The organism is Flavobacterium sp. GP15 (genome assembly GCF_014281985.1).
In the GTDB taxonomy this organism is placed as follows: Bacteria; Bacteroidota; Bacteroidia; order Flavobacteriales; family Flavobacteriaceae; genus Flavobacterium; species Flavobacterium pygoscelis.
Map to the genome: position 1 here is coordinate 431,270 of NZ_JACFTC010000001.1, position 13,537 is coordinate 444,806.

Consider the following 13,537-nt stretch of genomic DNA (forward strand, 5'->3'; position numbering starts at 1 on the left):
ATTCGACTTTTTTTATACCTTAAATTTTACTTGAGTTTATTGCATAAAAAAGGTGGAATTACTTCCACCTTTTTTGCCCCAAATCTACCATAAACTTAACCTACTAATATTATGGTGACCTAAATTTATAGTAGTTCTTGTTTGTTACCAAATATATCAGACAAACAACTTGTATATCCGATTAAAAACAATTAGCGCTAATTTTTAGTAAGCTCGTGCGTCTTTTCCTTCATAAAAATTCATAAAAGCTCGGTTTACAACTCTGTTTCCTCCAGGAGTTGGATAATCGCCTGTAAAATACCAGTCTCCTAAATTCTTAGGACAAGCTATGTGTAAATCTTCAACTGTTTGAAAAATAATTTTAACCTCCGCTTTAATCTCAGGAGAACTAAGCATTTCAGCAATTTTATCTGATACTTCTTGCGGCTCAAATGGAGCATATATAGCTGTAACATAATTTATGACTTCAGTATCAACAAAATTCTCTTGCGCTTTACATTTAGCATAAACCTCATCAACTATATGGTATAAGTTTCTCTCTTTTAAAAGCGCTAATGCAGCTCTAAAAGCGACCAATCCTTCCATCTTTGCCATGTCAATTCCGTAACAGTCTGGATAACGAATTTGTGGAGCCGATGAAACAACTACTATACGCTTTGGATTGAGACGATCCATCATCTTTATGATACTCATTTTTAACGTAGTTCCACGAACAATACTATCATCGATGATCACTAAATTATCAGTCGGTTTTATCACACCATAAGTAACATCATATACGTGAGCTACTAAGTCATCGCGACTGCTATCCTCTGTAATAAAAGTTCTCAATTTAGCATCTTTAATAGCGACTTTTTCAGTACGAATTTTTACCGCTAATAATTCCTGCAAAGATTCTTTAGTTAATGTATTTCTATTTTTAAGAATATAATTGTTCTTTCTTTGATTTAAAAAATCCTGTGCTGCCTCTACTAATCCGTAAAATGAAGTTTCGGCAGTATTGGGAATATAAGAGAAAACCGTATTGTCAGTATCTTGATCTATTGCTTTTAAAACTGCTGGAAGAATAAGCCTTCCTAATGTTTTTCTTTCTTGATAAATTTCTGCATCACTTCCTCTAGAGAAATAAATACGCTCAAAAGAACACGATTTTCTAACGGTTGGTGTTAGAATTTCTTCCATAGTAATCGTTCCATTCTTCTTAATTATTAATGCACTTCCCGGCTCAATTTCTTGCACTTTGTCAAAAGGAACATTAAATGCGGTTTGGATTACAGGCCTTTCTGAAGCGACAACTACGATTTCATCATCTTGATAAAAATAAGCAGGACGAATCCCAGCAGGATCTCTAAAAACAAAAGCATCACCATGTCCTAAAAGTCCAGCCATAGCATAACCACCGTCTAAATTTTTAGAAGCACGTCTTAAAATTTTCCCTACATCCAATCGTTCCGCAATAACAGGCGAAGCTTCTCTTTTATTTAACCCTTCATTTTTACATTCTTGGTATAAATCTGTAACTTCATCGTCTAGAAAATGACCGATTTTTTCCATTACCGTTACGGTATCTGCCATTTCTTTTGGATGCTGACCCAATTCGATTAAACTTTGAAAAAGTTCTTGGACATTAGTCATATTAAAATTTCCTGCCAAAATAAGATTGCGATGCATCCAATTATTCTGACGTAAAAAGGGATGAACACTTTCGATACTGTTTTTACCAAAAGTTCCGTAACGAACATGTCCTAAAAACAATTCTCCTAAATACGGGATCTTTTGTTTTTGAAGCGCTACATCGTCAGCATATTCTGGATGAGCGGTTAATTCTTCGTTTATTCTATCATTTATTTGCGTAAATACATCTTGAATAGGTTGCGAATCATTAGATCTAACACGACTAATATAACGCTCCCCAGGTTCTACGTCTAATTTTATACTTGCAAAACCAGCACCATCTTGTCCTCGATTGTGTTGCTTTTCCATAAGAAGATACATTTTTTGGATTCCGTAAAATGCAGTTCCGTATTTCTCTTTGTAAAATTCAAGCGGTTTGAGTAGTCTTACTAGGGCTATACCACATTCGTGTTTTAAAGCGTCGCTCATTGTTTGTGTTTTGTAATTGTTGTGTTATTCTAAAAATAAATTTGTAATAATTAGCATTGATCACTCTTGCTAAAAAGGGCGCAGTTAGTTGCTTTTTTATTAAACGAAAAAACCTCGTTTCCGAGGCTTTTCTATATTATAATTCTATATCAAATTGTGTCAATGATTTGAACTGTTGCAATCTTGACAAAACATCACTCTTTTGAAGAGTAACCATTTTTTCAGTTCCAAATTTCTCTACGCAAAAGGAAGCCAAATTAGAACCTTGAATAATTGCATTTTTCATATTGTCGAATGAAATATTTTCACTCTGTGTAATATAACCCGCAAATCCTCCTGCAAAAGTATCTCCTGCTCCAGTTGGATCAAAGACCTCTTCTAATGGTAAAGCAGGCGCGAAGAAAACTTCTTTATTGTGAAACAATAATGCTCCGTGTTCTCCTTTTTTGATCACCACGTACTTAGGTCCCATAGTGTGTATTTTAGCCGCAGCCTTAACTAAAGAATATTCTCCAGAAAGCTGACGCGCCTCTTCATCATTGATTGTAATTACATCAACACGTTTTATTACCTCTAATAATTCTGGCAAAGCACAATCCATCCAGAAATTCATAGTGTCTAATACTACTAGTTTTGGCTGAGTTTCCATCTGATCCAGAACACTGCTTTGAACTAACGGATGTAAGTTTCCTAACATCACAATATCTGAATTTTTATAATCCTGAGGTACTTTTGGCTGAAAATCTGCTAAAACGTTTAATTGTGTATCTAATGTATCTCTTGAATTTAAATCGTTATGATAACGACCACTCCAGAAGAAAGTTTTTCCTCCTTTTACTACTTCTAGACCAGAAATGTCAATATTTTTTGATGTTAATAAGTCTAGATATTCTTGTGGAAAATCGTCTCCAACTACAGAAACTATAGCCGATTGCAGATTAAAAAAAGAGGCAGATAGTCCTATATAAGTTGCCGCACCACCTAAAATTTTATCCGTTTTTCCAAAAGGAGTTTCAATTGCGTCGAAAGCTACAGTTCCAACAATCAATAATTTATTCATTATATACGTTTCGAATTAAGGCGCAAAGATAGTTTATAAGTAATAAAATTGCAAAGGTTTATATTCTCAAAATTATCATAAAAAAATAAACATAATTTAAGAATCAACACTACTGAAAATGAACATATTGATATGATTTAATTCATATGCTCAAAATATATTTAATTGATTTAAAAAACAAGTTTTTTTTATAAAATTACACTTAAAAAATTTTATAAAATATTCATGAAAACACACTACAAATCGTACTTCTTATCAAAATAATTTTTTAATATTCCGATTTGAATTAAAACCATAAAAGGAACTATTAAAATCGCATATAAAATATTCTTAGAGAAATGTAATCCAGAAAATAGAGCAGAACACTTATCCGAATAGATTTTAGGTGTTCCTAAAGAAACAATATCGCTTGAATCAAAAATAGAATAAATCGATAAAGCTATCAAACCTAAACCTATGAATACCCAAGTAGATTTGGAAATTAAAGGTTTATAAACTTTAATTTTACTTTTTTCAGCTACTAAAACCTGATTCATTATTCGTGAAGTAAAGTCAACAGATGGTGACACTAAAAAACTTTCGCTCATCATTTTATCAACAAGATCTTCTGTATATTTATCAATCTCTTTCATAGTATTCTAATCTTTCTAATTGCAATTTATCTTTAAGAATAATTGTTAATTTTTGCCGACTTCTAAATAATTTTACTTTAGCATTATTAGCCGTAATATTCATTATTTTCGCTATTTCTTCTAAATTTTGATCATCAAAATAAAAGAGAGTTAACAGAAAATTATCTTCTTTTGGCAATAAATTCAAACAATCTTTAATGGTTTGTTTTCGCTCTTTATCCTCTAAAACACTCAAAGCATTACTCATTGTTTTAATTAAATCTATCGAAAATTCATCTATTGAAATATTATTTTCCTCTTTTTTACTTTTCTTCAAACGATCTAAACAAGTATTGTATGCAATTTTATAAATCCATGTAGAAAACTTAGAATCTCCCTTAAACTTTTTCAAAGAAGTATAAATTTTGATAAAGGTATCTTGAGCTACTTCTTCAGCTTCTTCGTTGTTTTTAACCATTTTTAATGCCAATGAAAAAACCATGTCTTTATAACGATCGACCAAAACAGCAAATTCATTTGCTTGCCCTTTTAGAATTAAATCGATATAATGCTGATCATTAAAAGTACCCATACCCCAATAAGACGACAATTAGATCATCAAGGTTACAATTAATTCAAAATTTCAACCCAAAAAGTAAAATCCTTGTATTTTTCTAATAAAACATTAAACCAAACTTTTATTTATATAAAGAATAAAAATCCTATTATTAAGGAAGATTACAATTCAACAATAGTGCAAAATATTGCTTGTGTGATTTATGTATTGTTTTTTTTATAATTGTAGTAACTTGAATTTCAAAATTACATTTTTTTTTAAAAGTTGTAACCCAAGTTAAGATAGTGTCGTCATATGGAATATCAATCATTTAAAACATATTATTATGATAGCAGAAATTTTAGTACCCATAAGTTTTTTTCTAATGATATTCGGGATTATATATCTCTTATATTCTACTAGAAACAGAGAACGTTTAGCTCTTATAGAAAAAGGAATAGACGCCAGTATTTTTTTTAAAGGACAACAAAATAGCCTCTCGACTTGGAAGATTTTTACAATAAACCTAGCCTTCTTATTAATAGGAAGTGGCATCGGAATTTTTATTGCTTTACTAATTACAACTTATACCTCTTTAAATGACAATGCCGTTTATCCTTCAATTATTTTTATCATGGCTGGAGCGGGTTTACTCGCAGGATTTCATAACGCCAAAAATTTAGACAAAGAATAAATTTAGCAAGAATTGACAAAAAAAACGTATCAAAACATCTTTTTGATACGTTTTTTTTATTCCTTAGAAGCGGTGTTTTCATAAAAGGAATCAACAGAAAGTTTCGCCTGCATAGAAGCCATTACCGCCAACTCATCACATCTTTCATTTTGCGGATGGTTGTTATGACCTTTTATCCATTTAAAATCAACTATATGCTTTCGGTAAATTACTAGAAAACGTTTCCACAAATCTGAATTTTTCCGATCTGCAAACTTTTTTTTCTCCCAACCTAAAACCCATTTTTTAACTACAGAATCGACCACATATTTAGAATCTGAAATCACCAATACTCTTGTATTAGGATTTTTAAGTTTTTCAAGACCTACAATAACAGCCAACAATTCCATTCTATTATTAGTAGTCAAACGGAATCCTTCATAGAATTCTTTTTTATAAGGCTTACCAACCCATTCCATTACCACACCGTAACCGCCATTGCCAGGATTGCCTTTTGCAGCGCCATCAGTATATATATGTACGTCGTATTCCATATCGTTTATTAGACTTTAAAGCCTTTGAATTACTATTGCTTTTTTTGACGATCTATTAAAATGAATATACTTTAAAATTCAATCAAAATTCTTTAAATTATTCATTTAACAAACCCAAAATAACCTCAGGAAAATATTTTTGCTCCAGTATATGAATTTTAGAAGCCACGTCCTCAGCTGTATCTTCTTCTGTTACAAGCACTTTTTGTTGAAAAACAATAGCACCTTCATCATAATTTTCATTAACGTAATGAATCGTGATACCCGTTTCTTTTTCCTTATTTTCTACTATTGCTTTATGTATGTGCATTCCATACATTCCTTTCCCACCATACTTAGGTAATAAAGCTGGATGAATATTTACAACCTTATTAGGATAGGCTTTAATTATATTTTCAGGGAATTTCAATAAAAAACCAGCCAAAACGATCCAATCCGGTTTAATTATATTTATTTTTTGTAGTACTTCACCGTCATTTAGGTCTTCTTTTGAGAAAATCTGAATAGCCACTTCGTAGTTTTTTGCTCTTTGAATTACACCCGCATTTGGATTATTTGTAAAAACGGCAACAACATTTGCAATTTCTTTTTTTGCAAAATATTGAATGATATTCTCAGCATTAGTCCCCGATCCAGAAGCAAAAACAACAATTTTTTTCATATAAATAGTCTCTTTTAAAAGCACAAAAAAACGCATAAAATTTCAAAAAAAATAGCAATGCCTCTGCTTTGTTAAAATAAATTTTATACATTAGTAGTCACATTTATTAACTTAATGGTTGTTTTCAAATAAAGTTTTTTATTTTTGCCAACAAATTAAATTCTAAAATTAAAGATTATGTCAGACATTGCATCAAGAGTAAAAGCGATTATCGTAGACAAATTAGGTGTTGACGAAAACGAAGTTGTAACAGAAGCAAGCTTCACTAATGATTTAGGAGCTGACTCATTAGACACTGTAGAGCTTATTATGGAATTCGAAAAAGAATTTGATATTCAAATTCCAGACGATCAAGCAGAAAACATTGCTACTGTAGGTCAAGCAATCTCTTACATCGAGGAAGCTAAAAAATAATAAGTTCACACCCGGTCCTTAGAAATTCTGTTTCTAAATCCGGGTGTTATTATTTTTTTTTAAAAAATTAAATTGGAGATTGAAGTTCAATCAAAAATATATTTATTGTAATACCCATGGCTCTTTTGTAATTTAGTACAGTAAAGAATGCATGGGTTTTATTTTTTTAAAGATAACAAAAATAAAGAATTTATGGTATTAAGACGAGTTGTAGTAACAGGTTTAGGCGCTCTTACACCTATAGGAAATAACATTGAAGAATATTGGAATGGGCTTATTACAGGCGTAAGCGGAGCTGCACCTATAACTTATTTTGACGCTTCAAAGTTTAAAACTCAGTTTGCTTGTGAATTGAAAAATTTCAATGCTGAAGATTTTTTAGATAGAAAAGAAGCAAGGAAGATGGACCGATATGCACAATATGCAATGGTAACATCCGAAGAAGCTGTAGCTGATGCTAATTTCAATTTTGAAAAACTAGACAAAGACAGAGTTGGAGTTATTTGGGGTTCAGGAATTGGCGGATTAGAGACCTTTCAAATCGAAATGCTTAACTATGCTGCTGGCGATGGAACACCAAAATTTAATCCTTTCTTTATACCAAAAATGATTTCGGATATTGCAGGTGGTCACATTTCTATAAAATACGGGTTTAGAGGTCCAAACTTCACAACTGTTTCAGCTTGTGCTTCTTCAACTAATGCCATTATTGATGCTTTTAATTATATTAGATTAGGACACGCTGACGTTATGGTTACGGGTGGATCTGAAGCTGCAGTTACCATTGCAGGAATGGGTGGTTTTAATGCCATGCATGCCTTATCAACACGAAATGATGATCCAAAAACAGCTTCAAGACCAATGGATAAAGACCGTGACGGCTTTATTTTAGGAGAAGGTGCTGGAGCATTAATACTGGAAGAATACGAACATGCTATCGCTCGTGGCGCAAAAATTTATTGCGAAATAGGTGGTGGCGGAATGTCTGCAGATGCCTATCACATTACTGCACCACATCCAGAAGGACTTGGCGCTAAAAATGTAATGCTAAACTGTTTGAGAGATGCTGGATTACAAGCAAGCGATGTTGATGGTGTAAATATGCACGGAACATCAACTCCACTTGGTGATTTAGCCGAATCAAAAGCGATATTACACGTTTTTGGAGAACATGCCTATACAATGAACTTGAATTCGACAAAATCTATGACTGGCCATTTACTTGGAGCAGCAGGAGCTGTCGAAACTATATCATCAATTCTATCATTAAAGCACGGAATTGTCCCTCCTACTATCAATCATTTCACTGATGATGAAAACATAGATTCTAAACTTAACTTTACATTCAACAAAGCTCAAAAAAGAGACATGAAGGTTGTAATGAGTAATACTTTTGGTTTTGGAGGTCATAATGCTTGTGTATTAGTAAAAAAATTAGAAATCTAATTACATATGCGTATAATCAGAAAAATATTTTCAAAATCCCGTTCTCTTGAAGACGGGATTTTTTTTGATTCTATTCAGAAAATTCTCGGTTTTGCACCATTAAATCTTGACAATTACAAAAAAGCATTTACACATCGTTCTGCTAATAGACTTGACAGTGAAGGAAATCCTATAAATTATGAAAGATTAGAATTTCTAGGAGACGCAATGCTTAGTTCTGTTATTGCTGCCTATTTATTCGATAAATCACCTTTGGGCGATGAAGGATATCTCACCAAAATGCGTTCAAAAATTGTAAGTAGAGAACACCTCAATGAACTAGGTAAGGATTTAAATTTAGTACATTATATAGAGAGCAAAGTTCCTATACAGCATTTTGGAGAAAACGTGCATGGAAATATTTTTGAATCTCTCGTAGGTGCAATTTATTTAGATAGAGGATATGAATACTGTGAAAAATTTATACAAAAAAGAGTGGTTGCACCTTATGTAGACATCACTCGATTAGAAGGAAAAGTGATTAGCTACAAAAGCTTAGTTATAGAATGGTGTCAAAAAGAAAAAAAAATATTTCATTATGATATTTTTGAAGATAATGGTATTGACGGACAACGACTATTTGGAGTAAAACTTAGCATTGACGATAAAGTAATTGCAAAAGCAAGAGCAACTTCTAAAAAGAAAGCAGAAGAGAAAGCATCGCAACGCGCCTATTTTGCATTTCAAGAAAAAATGGATCGAAAATAATCTTAAAATTACTAAAACTACAACGTTATCGTTCATAAATTAACGAAAACATCTTATTGCAAGACCTAAACTCATCATTAGAAATGGTATATTTACATCATTATATTTTAATGCAATGGGGATTCAAAAACTAGATCTTGGAGAATTTGATGAAATTGATTATTATTTAATTGCTATACACACTTTATTAGAAGACTATTGTTTAGCATATTTTATTAATCAAAAACTACCTATAAATTTAAGTAAAAGTGAAGAAGACATTCAAATTAATATAAAGGAAGGAGAAATAAATTTTTCTAGATTTTATTATAATGATGATGACAGTAACTTTACTTGGAATTTAATTCAAAATAAAAATGAGGTTATCCAGCACAAAGAAGGAAATACTCAAAATTTATTTTCAAATGTAACCATGGAAGTGGCTACAAAAGCCTATTTACTTCCGGAATTAAAAAAGGTAGATTATTTTTTAAAAATAGAAAATAATGAAGGACCTCTTGACCTCTCTAACATACAACTTTTGTTAAATACCATAGACAATGTATCTACTATTTTCATTGTCGACAAGAAACAAATAAAATCTAAAAACAATTTAATTTTTTAATAAAATGCTCACAAACAAAAAAACTAAGATTGTAGCCACATTAGGACCTGCATGTAGCACAAGAGAAATCATAAAAGATATGATCGACTCTGGTGTAAATGTATTCCGGGTGAATTTTTCGCATGCTGACTACAATGATGTAAAGGAAAAAATAAGCCTTATACGAGGTCTAAATGAAGAGTTTGGATACACAACAGCTATCCTTGGTGACTTGCAAGGCCCAAAACTTCGCGTTGGAGTTATGGAAGAAGGTGTTGTAGTGCATGATGGCGATTTAATTACATTTACAACTGCTGAAGACATACTGGGAACTGCCAAAAAAGTTTTCATGAAATATAAAAACTTTCCAAATGATGTAAATCCTGGCGAAAGAATACTACTTGACGATGGTAAACTTATCTTTGAAATTGTAGAAACAGATAAAATATCTGAAGTCGTAGCCCGAGTAATTCAAGGCGGAGAGTTAAAATCTAAAAAAGGAGTAAACTTACCAAATACAAAAATATCACTTCCGGCAATGACCGAAAAAGATATTGCTGATGCTATTTTTGCAATTGAACAACACGTAGACTGGATTGCATTATCATTCGTAAAAACTCCGGAAGATTTACAAGATTTGCAGGAATTAATCGCTAAACATTCAGATTACAAAATTCCAATTATTGCAAAAATTGAAATGCCAGAAGCATTAGAAAACATTGATAAAATTGTTGCCTACTGTGATGGTTTGATGGTAGCGCGTGGTGATCTAGGTGTTGAACTACCTGCACACGAAGTTCCTTTGGTACAAAAAGAATTAATACGCAGAGCAAAAACCGCTAGAATACCTGTAATTGTTGCAACCCAGATGATGGAAACAATGATTACAAGCCTAACACCTACACGTGCTGAGGTAAATGACGTAGCCAACTCGGTTATGGATGGTGCTGATGCTGTAATGTTATCAGGAGAAACTGCAACAGGAAACTATCCCGTTCAGGTAATTCAAAAAATGACACAAATCATTCAAGCAGTTGAAGATTCTCCCTTAATTCACGTACCGCAAAACACACCACAAATTAAAACAAAACGTTTCATTACAAAAACAATTTGTCATCACGCTGCAACTATGGCTAATGCAATTCAGGCAAAAGCGATTTGTACGCTTACTAATAGTGGCTACACTGCATTTCAAATTTCGGCTTGGCGACCTAATGCTCACATCTTAGTTTTTACCTCTAATAAACGCATTCTAACTCAACTTAATTTATTGTGGGGAGTACGTTCGTTCTTATATGAAAAAACAGTAAGTACTGATGATACCGTAACTGACATTAATGAAATCGTAAAAGCAAAAGGATTTGTAGAAAAAGGAGATTTTCTTATTAATCTAGCAGCGATGCCTATTAAAGATAAAGGAATGGTAAATACCTTAAGAGTTTCTGAAATAGAATAATACGCTTTCCTATAAAAGAATATTAAGACCGTTTTGTAGCAATTACAAAACGGTTTTTTATTTATACAAAATGGTATTTCTTTCTAAAAATATTAAGAATAATTATAGAGTCTTAAACAAAATAAAATTTATATTTGACCAACAATAAATAAAAGCAATTATGAGTTTCAATTCTAAAAATCCATTTTTAAATAACAAAACTTTTTCAACTGCAGTTTCAAGAAAAGAGGAAGTGCATCAAGCAACAATTATTGACTACAACCAGGAGATGACTCTTTCGGGAACAATTAATAAAAGTATAATTTTATTTTTACTACTCACAGCAGCTGCCATGATTACGTGGTGGATGGCTTTTAACGGAATGAATCCTATGGTGCCAACAATAGGAGGAGCAATAATTGGATTAATCTTAGTGGTAATTGCTGCCTTTAAACCACAATACTCTGCTTACCTAGCACCCGGTTATGCCGTATTTGAAGGATTATTTATAGGTGGGATTTCGGCAATATTTGAAGCAAAATATTCAGGAATTGTAGCGCAAGCAGTTGGAGCAACATTTGTAACTTTTATGGTTTGCTTGGTATTATACAAATACAAAATTGTAAAAGTTACAGAGCAATTTAAATCTGTTGTTATTGCAGCTACTTTGGCAATAGCAACCTATTACTTAATATCATGGCTTTTTTCTATGTTTACTAGCTTTGTACCGGCACATTATGGAAGTTCAATGATGAGCATTGGAATTAGCGTTTTTGTAATCATAATTGCTGCTTTAAATCTATTTTTAGATTTTGACAGAATAGAAAAAGGAGCCGAACAAAAAATGCCTAAGTACATGGAGTGGTATGGTGCAATGGGATTAATGATAACTTTAGTTTGGTTATATATAGAATTTTTAAGATTGTTATCTAAACTTAATAGCAGAAACTAATCATATCAATAAGGCTTAAAAAAGAAAACCTTTCCAAATTGGAAAGGTTTTCTTTTTTAAGCTGCTTTCTCAAAAGCAATATAATGACTAAGTTCTCCCTTAGTATTAAACACTGGAAAACCTTTTATCAAACAAACATAAGTTTCACCATTTTTCTTATAGTTAATTAATGTTTTCTCAAAAGGCTCCAATTGCAATACTGCATTTCTAATTTCATTTGATGTAATTGCATTAGTGGCCTCACCTTGAAACATTCTAGGGCTATTACCAATAACTTCTTCTGGATTGTATCCATTCATGGCCTTAATTCCATGAGATGCAAAAACAATTTTTAATGTAGCATCCGTAACAATAACGACTTCTTCTTTAAGACTATTTTTTAAATCCCATTTATTTTCAGCCCATTTATTTTGAGAAGCCATTAAAGTCAATTTATTAAAATCTACAAAGAAATTTTTAACTTCATCCAAAAAATTATTATGAAAATCCCAACAATAAATTGGAGTGGATTTGTTTTTTAAAGTACCGTGATACAATGCAACTGCCTCTTCATAATGTCTAAAATCATTCATAATATGTGTATTTATAAATCAAATGTAATTTTATTTATAAACATAAAATAGTAATTTAATAATTTTAACCCTTGTTGAAGGATCTAAAAATCAAATTTCAACTGAACAACGACAAACTGTTTTTGCTCTGTATTCAAATTACTTATAGATATACCTAATAAACGAACAGAGTTTTTCATTCTTTCTTGATATAAAAGTTCACTCACAATTTCAAGAATTAAAGCTTTATCTGAAACAAAATAGGGCAAAGTTTTACTTCTGGTTTGTTGTGTAAAATCACTATATTTTATTTTGAGGGTAATTGTTTTGCCTGCAACCTGGTGTTTTTTTAATCTTTTTTCTAATGTCTGTGCAATACTTTCCAGCTTCTCTATCATAAAAATTTCGGAAGAAAGATTGATATCAAAAGTATTTTCGGCAGCAACTGATTTAGTAATCCGATTAGATTTTACTTCACTGTTATGAATACCTCGTACCACATTGTAGTAGAAACTTCCAGATTTACCAAAGTTTTTTTCAAGAAATTCTAAAGACTTATCCTTTAAATCTAAACCAGTAAAAATTCCAAGTTGATACATTTTCTCCGTAGTAACTTTACCAACACCATGAAATTTTCGAATAGGAAGTACTTCTAAAAACGAAACTACTTCGTCAGGATTTACTGTTTTTTGACCATTCGGTTTGTTGTAATCACTAGCAATTTTAGCAACAAACTTATTAACAGAAACTCCCGCAGATGCTGTTAAGCCAACGGTATCAAAAATGCGTTTTCTAATTTCTTGAGCTAATAAAGTTGCGCTAGGATTTCCTTTTTTATTTACAGTTACATCAAGATACGCTTCATCTAGTGACAAAGGTTCTACTAAATCTGTAAATTCATGAAAAATTTTTTGAATCTGACTTGAAATCTCTTTATAACGTTCAAAACGTGGAGTAACAAAAATTAGATCGGGACAATTCTTCTTTGCCAATGCACCGCTTATAGCACTACGTACTCCAAACTTCCTTGCTTCATAACTTGCCGCAGCAACAACACCTCGATTTTCTGATCCACCTACAGCAATGGGTTTACCACGTAATAAAGGATTGTCCATTTGCTCTACCGAAGCATAAAACGCATCCATATCAACATGTATAATTTTTCTATTTGGGATTAAATCCTGCATTATA

General features: G+C 31.8%; 15 protein-coding genes. 7 read left to right on the forward strand and 8 right to left on the reverse strand.

Annotated features, from left to right (window positions below; all coding sequences use genetic code 11):
• Positions 1-204: 204 nt before the first annotated feature.
• The 4 genes from H2650_RS01975 to H2650_RS01990 all read right to left on the reverse strand — a co-directional run bounded on the left by H2650_RS01975 (position 205) and on the right by H2650_RS01990 (position 4,366).
• The gene (locus H2650_RS01975; protein ID WP_188049079.1) at positions 205-2,103 is read right to left on the reverse strand and encodes an amidophosphoribosyltransferase; all 1,899 of its coding nucleotides are present in this window, start codon (positions 2,101-2,103) and stop codon (positions 205-207) included.
• Positions 2,104-2,239: 136 nt separating this feature from the next.
• Positions 2,240-3,163, reverse strand: coding sequence for a PfkB family carbohydrate kinase (locus H2650_RS01980; RefSeq protein WP_188049080.1), 924 nt, complete (start codon positions 3,161-3,163; stop codon positions 2,240-2,242).
• Between the two features lie 236 nt (positions 3,164-3,399).
• A complete protein-coding gene (locus H2650_RS01985) occupies positions 3,400-3,795 on the reverse strand; it encodes a hypothetical protein (protein WP_188049081.1) in 396 nt (131 codons plus the stop codon).
• Positions 3,782-4,366 carry an RNA polymerase sigma factor gene (locus H2650_RS01990; protein WP_188049504.1) on the reverse strand — a complete coding sequence of 195 codons (585 nt, stop codon included), beginning with the start codon at positions 4,364-4,366 and terminating at the stop codon, positions 3,782-3,784. Before H2650_RS01990 ends, H2650_RS01985 begins: the two co-directional genes overlap by 14 nt.
• Positions 4,367-4,676: 310 nt before the next feature.
• On the opposite strand from H2650_RS01990, the gene H2650_RS01995 reads away from it, so the two are divergent.
• Complete coding sequence (locus tag H2650_RS01995) at positions 4,677-5,024, forward strand: DUF6249 domain-containing protein (RefSeq protein ID WP_188049082.1); 348 nt, start codon at positions 4,677-4,679, stop codon at positions 5,022-5,024.
• 56 nt (positions 5,025-5,080) lie between these two features.
• Here the strand turns inward: H2650_RS01995 and rnhA are convergent, their stop codons facing one another.
• Together rnhA and purN are read right to left on the reverse strand one after the other, a co-directional pair.
• Positions 5,081-5,557 (reverse strand): ribonuclease HI, encoded by a 477-nt coding sequence (gene rnhA / locus H2650_RS02000; RefSeq protein WP_188049083.1) that lies wholly within the window; start codon positions 5,555-5,557, stop codon positions 5,081-5,083.
• A 97-nt stretch (positions 5,558-5,654) separates the two neighbouring features.
• A complete protein-coding gene (gene purN / locus H2650_RS02005) occupies positions 5,655-6,218 on the reverse strand; it encodes a phosphoribosylglycinamide formyltransferase (RefSeq protein WP_188049084.1) in 564 nt (187 codons plus the stop codon).
• 177 nt (positions 6,219-6,395) lie between these two features.
• Here purN and H2650_RS02010 point away from each other — a divergent pair, with 177 nt between their 5' ends.
• From H2650_RS02010 to H2650_RS02035, 6 genes are all read left to right on the forward strand, one after another.
• Positions 6,396-6,632 (forward strand): acyl carrier protein, encoded by a 237-nt coding sequence (locus H2650_RS02010; RefSeq protein ID WP_007137004.1) that lies wholly within the window; start codon positions 6,396-6,398, stop codon positions 6,630-6,632.
• 192 nt (positions 6,633-6,824) lie between these two features.
• Positions 6,825-8,078 (forward strand): beta-ketoacyl-ACP synthase II, encoded by a 1,254-nt coding sequence (fabF, locus tag H2650_RS02015; protein WP_188049085.1) that lies wholly within the window; start codon positions 6,825-6,827, stop codon positions 8,076-8,078.
• 6 nt (positions 8,079-8,084) lie between these two features.
• Positions 8,085-8,825, forward strand: coding sequence for a ribonuclease III (gene rnc, locus H2650_RS02020; RefSeq protein ID WP_188049086.1), 741 nt, complete (start codon positions 8,085-8,087; stop codon positions 8,823-8,825).
• Positions 8,826-8,940: 115 nt separating this feature from the next.
• Positions 8,941-9,429, forward strand: a complete 489-nt coding sequence (locus H2650_RS02025) for an IPExxxVDY family protein (RefSeq protein ID WP_188049087.1) — start codon at positions 8,941-8,943, stop codon at positions 9,427-9,429.
• Positions 9,430-9,433: 4 nt separating this feature from the next.
• Positions 9,434-10,864 (forward strand): pyruvate kinase, encoded by a 1,431-nt coding sequence (gene pyk / locus H2650_RS02030; protein WP_188049088.1) that lies wholly within the window; start codon positions 9,434-9,436, stop codon positions 10,862-10,864.
• 160 nt (positions 10,865-11,024) lie between these two features.
• Positions 11,025-11,795, forward strand: coding sequence for a Bax inhibitor-1/YccA family protein (locus H2650_RS02035; protein ID WP_188049089.1), 771 nt, complete (start codon positions 11,025-11,027; stop codon positions 11,793-11,795).
• A gap of 56 nt (positions 11,796-11,851) precedes the next feature.
• Here H2650_RS02035 and H2650_RS02040 read toward each other — a convergent pair whose 3' ends face one another.
• Positions 11,852-12,367, reverse strand: a complete 516-nt coding sequence (locus H2650_RS02040) for a PAS domain-containing protein (RefSeq protein WP_188049090.1) — start codon at positions 12,365-12,367, stop codon at positions 11,852-11,854.
• 83 nt (positions 12,368-12,450) lie between these two features.
• The gene (gene dinB, locus H2650_RS02045; RefSeq protein WP_188049091.1) at positions 12,451-13,533 is read right to left on the reverse strand and encodes a DNA polymerase IV; all 1,083 of its coding nucleotides are present in this window, start codon (positions 13,531-13,533) and stop codon (positions 12,451-12,453) included.
• Positions 13,534-13,537: the final 4 nt, after the last annotated feature.

What these genes read in the sequence shown, in the direction of transcription:
- rnc (WP_188049086.1), top strand. Translation starts at nt 8,085, where the DNA reads ATGCGTATAATCAGAAAAATATTTTCAAAATCCCGTTCTCTTGAAGAC.
- H2650_RS01995 (WP_188049082.1), top strand. Translation starts at nt 4,677, where the DNA reads ATGATAGCAGAAATTTTAGTACCCATAAGTTTTTTTCTAATGATATTC.
- fabF (WP_188049085.1), top strand. Translation starts at nt 6,825, where the DNA reads ATGGTATTAAGACGAGTTGTAGTAACAGGTTTAGGCGCTCTTACACCT.
- H2650_RS02040 (WP_188049090.1), bottom strand. Translation starts at nt 12,367, where the DNA reads ATGAATGATTTTAGACATTATGAAGAGGCAGTTGCATTGTATCACGGT.
- H2650_RS02035 (WP_188049089.1), top strand. Translation starts at nt 11,025, where the DNA reads ATGAGTTTCAATTCTAAAAATCCATTTTTAAATAACAAAACTTTTTCA.
- H2650_RS01985 (WP_188049081.1), bottom strand. Translation starts at nt 3,795, where the DNA reads ATGAAAGAGATTGATAAATATACAGAAGATCTTGTTGATAAAATGATG.
- pyk (WP_188049088.1), top strand. Translation starts at nt 9,434, where the DNA reads ATGCTCACAAACAAAAAAACTAAGATTGTAGCCACATTAGGACCTGCA.
- H2650_RS01990 (WP_188049504.1), bottom strand. Translation starts at nt 4,366, where the DNA reads ATGGGTACTTTTAATGATCAGCATTATATCGATTTAATTCTAAAAGGG.
- dinB (WP_188049091.1), bottom strand. Translation starts at nt 13,533, where the DNA reads ATGCAGGATTTAATCCCAAATAGAAAAATTATACATGTTGATATGGAT.
- rnhA (WP_188049083.1), bottom strand. Translation starts at nt 5,557, where the DNA reads ATGGAATACGACGTACATATATATACTGATGGCGCTGCAAAAGGCAAT.
- H2650_RS02025 (WP_188049087.1), top strand. Translation starts at nt 8,941, where the DNA reads ATGGGGATTCAAAAACTAGATCTTGGAGAATTTGATGAAATTGATTAT.
- H2650_RS01980 (WP_188049080.1), bottom strand. Translation starts at nt 3,163, where the DNA reads ATGAATAAATTATTGATTGTTGGAACTGTAGCTTTCGACGCAATTGAA.
- purN (WP_188049084.1), bottom strand. Translation starts at nt 6,218, where the DNA reads ATGAAAAAAATTGTTGTTTTTGCTTCTGGATCGGGGACTAATGCTGAG.
- H2650_RS02010 (WP_007137004.1), top strand. Translation starts at nt 6,396, where the DNA reads ATGTCAGACATTGCATCAAGAGTAAAAGCGATTATCGTAGACAAATTA.
- H2650_RS01975 (WP_188049079.1), bottom strand. Translation starts at nt 2,103, where the DNA reads ATGAGCGACGCTTTAAAACACGAATGTGGTATAGCCCTAGTAAGACTA.